The organism is Undibacterium sp. Di27W (assembly GCF_049340345.1).
Lineage (GTDB): Bacteria > Pseudomonadota > Gammaproteobacteria > Burkholderiales > Burkholderiaceae_D > Undibacterium.
Genome location: NZ_JBMPOS010000053.1, coordinates 1 through 4,222 on the forward strand (window position 1 = coordinate 1; position 4,222 = coordinate 4,222).

General features: G+C 48.2%; 1 protein-coding gene. It reads right to left on the minus strand.

The genetic code is table 11. The features are described 5' to 3' along the window. A partial coding sequence (locus ACO0LF_RS31120; RefSeq protein WP_423021232.1) for a CheR family methyltransferase occupies nucleotides 1–3,709 on the minus strand: 3,709 nt, incomplete at its 3' end. Between the last annotated feature and the right edge of the window lie 513 nt (nucleotides 3,710–4,222).

The window sequence follows — 4,222 nt, forward strand, 5'->3', positions numbered from 1 at the left end:
CTACATGAGAGAGAGGAAGCCGTAAGGTAAACGTACTACCTTGACCTACACCATTTGAATTAGCGACAACCGTGCCGCCATGTAGTTCAGTTATCTGCTGCACCAGTGCCAAGCCGATGCCAAGACCTGCTTTACTTCGCAGAGCCGTGGCAGTTCCCTGACCAAACATGTCGAATACGCGTGGCAGCGATTCGACCGAAATACCTGCTCCCGTGTCTTTAACTTCCAGCGTCGCCTGTTCGTCTTCAATACCCAATGTAACGGTAACAGTACCGCCAGAGGGAGTAAATTTCACTGCATTGCTGAGCAAGTTGAGCACCACCTGCTCAATGCGAACCCGATCAGCCGCTACCAATATAGGCCTGTCATGTTGCACATATTGTAGAGTCAAGTTTTCTACCGCCGGATCAGCCCGCATAACTTCTACCAGCTTTGATGCAAGCGCACCTAGCTCCACGTCTTGTATTGTTAACGTCAGTTTACCGGTTGCAACACGCGACATATCCATCAGGTCTTCAATGATTTTTGCCTGGCTCGTCACTGAATCGCGGATGATTGAAGCGGATCGTAGTGCAGGTGGCGATTGCCGTACTGCTGGTAGACGCGAAAGCAGTTCAACATTAATATAAATAACATTGAGAGGATGGCGCAACTCATGCGACATCACGGCAAGAAATTCATCTTTCATTGCGTTGGTCATTTCAGCATGCGAACGGGTGGCCTGCTCGTTTGATAGTGCTGCTTCGCGTCGGCTATCGTGCTGCATGCGGGAAGTCTGGTCACGAGCTATTTTTGCATAGCCTTCAAAGTCACCATTTTGCAGAACGGTTGTAACGCTAGTGCAGTAAAAGCGACTATTGTCTTTGCGTATTTGCCAACGCTCGTCCTCTGCGCGGCCATCCTTAAAAGCGCGGTTACGCTCATCTTCAGGAACACCCGAAGCCTGGTCTTCTGGCAGGTAAACCAGATCAAGGGTTTTACCCAACATGTCTTCCTCAGTATAACCAAAGTTACGTTCAGCCCCTTTGTTCCATGCTGTAACGAAGCCACGCTTATCGGTGGTAATAATGGCGAAATCATCCGTGCTATCGGCCACGAGGCGCATCCATTCTTCGCTAATGCGGGCTTTGGTTTCGGCCTCACGTCGGCTACTAATGTCAATGAAAGTCATTACGGCTCCATCGATCTTGTCCTCGGTTGTACGGTAGGGTAACAGGCGCACCATGTAATATCGCCCATCAACACTGCGCAACTCACGTTCAATAGGGCGCAAGGTATCAAAGGTAGTAGAAATATCTTCGGCAAGATGTGAATAATGGAGACGATGCGTAATGTCCAGCAAGGAACGGCCAATATCTGAAGGAATAATTGAAAAAATATCTGCAGCGCGTGGCGTAAAACGATTGATGCGCATTGCCCTGTCTACGAATATCGTGGCAATGTCGGTAGAGGCGATCAGGTTGTTGAGGTCATCATTTGCCTTACCCGTTTCTTCTACTTTGACCTTTAATTCGTAATTGACGGTGATTAGTTCCTCATTTACCGATTGCAATTCCTCCTTGCTGGTTTCAAGCTCTTCGGTGGCCGAGCGCAACTCCTCGTTAATTGCTTGCAGTTCCTCATTAGATGCTCGCAGTTCTTCATTGGATACTTCTGCATGCTCTATGGTTTCTTGCAACTTGTCCTTGCTGCGCTGCAGTTCTGCTTCAAGTTGATTCAACACTAGGTCTTTTGGCTCAACCGGCGTAACACCCGGCTGAGTATTCATAGTGCGCTCGATCTCTTCGAACAATACCAGCATGAATCCTATGTCGGCCACTTCATCCTTGAATGGCCGTACTATCATGTTAATGAAATACGTAGCTTCGCCCCGCGTAATCATCACACGATGAGCTTCAACGCTATTTCCTGTTTGTAGTGCCTGATACAAAGCCATACGCAATTCAACCCGCAATTCTGGAAGAACGAGTGCCAGAATGTTACGTGATGGCTCTCCTCCAACATGGCGTAAAAACCGGCCTGCGGTATCGGACATATGAACAATGTCTGAATCACGGTCAACTACCAGGCTGGGGGGGGCAAATTTGGAAAGTGCTCGCTGGTGGACTTCGTTGAATGAAAATTGGTCGCGGACTTGTGGACCTGCGTGTCCCGTATCTGGCACTCTGTGCAATGGGGCACTTGCAAGCGATGGTAAAGTCCGAGCAGAACGGGAAAGGGTGCGCGCTCTATAAATCCGGTTCTTTTTATCGAAGGGAGCAAAAAATTCCGCCGCCGCATCCGCGGTCTCTGATGAGCCCAGAAACAGGAAACCATCAGGCTTTAAGGCTGCATGGAATGTTTCTAGTAAGCGCAGTTGCGCTTCACGGGTCAGATAAATCAATAAATTACGGCACGAAATCATGTCCAGCTTTGAAAAAGGTGGATCACGCAATAGGTTGTGACATGCAAAGAGAATACGATCACGCACAGATTTACGAATACGGTAGTGATCATTTTCTTTCGTAAAAGAATGACGCAGCCGTGCTGGCGGCACGTCCATCATGATAGTCACAGGATATGATCCTGCACGCGCTATGGAAATCGCATGCTCATCAATATCCGACGCAAACACCTGAAATTCTATCGGCTTGGATAAAGAAGACGCTTTATCTGCAAGTAATATTCCTAAGGAATATGCTTCCTGGCCTGTGGCGCAGGCAGCCACCCACACCCGTACCTGGTCTCCAGCATTTTTATTGCGAAACAGTTCAGGGATAACAGTCAGCTCTAGGGCATCGAAGGCATCGTGATCGCGAAAGAAGTTCGTAACACCAATTAGCAAGTCCTTTAACAAGGACTTAAATTCCAAAGGCTCGCACTTCAATAACTCGGCATATTCATGGAAAGACGATACACCCTTGACTAACTGCCGACGCTCGATCCGGCGAAGAACAGTAGCGCGCTTGTAGTGACGAAAGTCATGACCTGTATCTGCGAACAGCATTGTGATAATGCGCTGGAGTGCATCTTCTTCCTTGGCGCTTTCACCTATCTTGTCGCAGTCACTTTGCCATTTTTCATCATCGTCTTCGGATGGGGACAATTGCATATCACGAGCAGTAGCCCACAATTCAACAAGTTTTGCAGCAATGGCTTCTACAGGCAACACAAAATCCACTATCCCAGTGGCTATAGCGGCTACCGGCATGCTGTCATATTCGCAGTCAAAAGGGTCCTGTGCCAGCGTTACGCCCCCCATTTCCTTAACCCGCTCAAGACCTATCCCCCCATCCGAACCTATGCCTGATAGCACCACAGCGACGGCATGTTCGCGATGCGCGTCTGCAAGGGTACGAAAGAAAATATCGATAGCAGTGTGCTGACCACGGGGCCGGTCAAGCTTAGAGACAGAGAGGTGTCCATCATCCATGGATAACTGATGGTTAGGCGCAATCACGTAGACATGATCGGGTTCAATTCGTGTTCTTGTTGTTACCTGTAGCACCGGCATTGTTGTGGCGCGCTGCAATATGCTGTCAGATGCGCTGTGTTGCTGTGGTGCTAGATGAAGAATCACCACGAAGGCCATCCCGTGTTGCGCGGGGAGACTTCCAAACAAGCGAGACAGCACTTCCAAACCGCCAGCTGAAGCTCCCAGGCCGACTACAGGGAATCCTAGATGACTACGCGCCAACTTGGTTGAAATATCGTTTGCGGAACCATCCATAGGGGTCTCTGTATTTATCATTTTAAAAATCACCTCTATGATCGATGCTGATCTGTGAAGAGCTACTCATAAACACATGTATCGCATCTTTGCTTAAGTAGATACGTAACAATAAGGTATCAGCATAGATTCGACCACTACTATTTCCATAAATGCCATTATTTACATTCAGACACTTATTAGAGCCAATTTTGCCTTGCTATGACTCTTCCGCATTGAGGCACTCAATGACGTCAATGGATCAGATATTGCCCACACGTCACCTTCGGGAGTGCTGGCAGCGGTAATTGCATCAATACCTTTGTCTTTTCCACCGCCCAATGAAACGAAGTTCTTTGAGATTTCAATTCGCTTCTCGCGATCTTCATGAGCACCAATAATTACGGAATGCCCTGAATTAGCGGAGGGGCTGATAGAAATAACATTTTCAGGCGCAGGATCAATCTATGCCGTTTCTGAAATAGCTAGCTGTTCAGTCATAGATACACCTCAGCAACAGGCATATCCCGATTA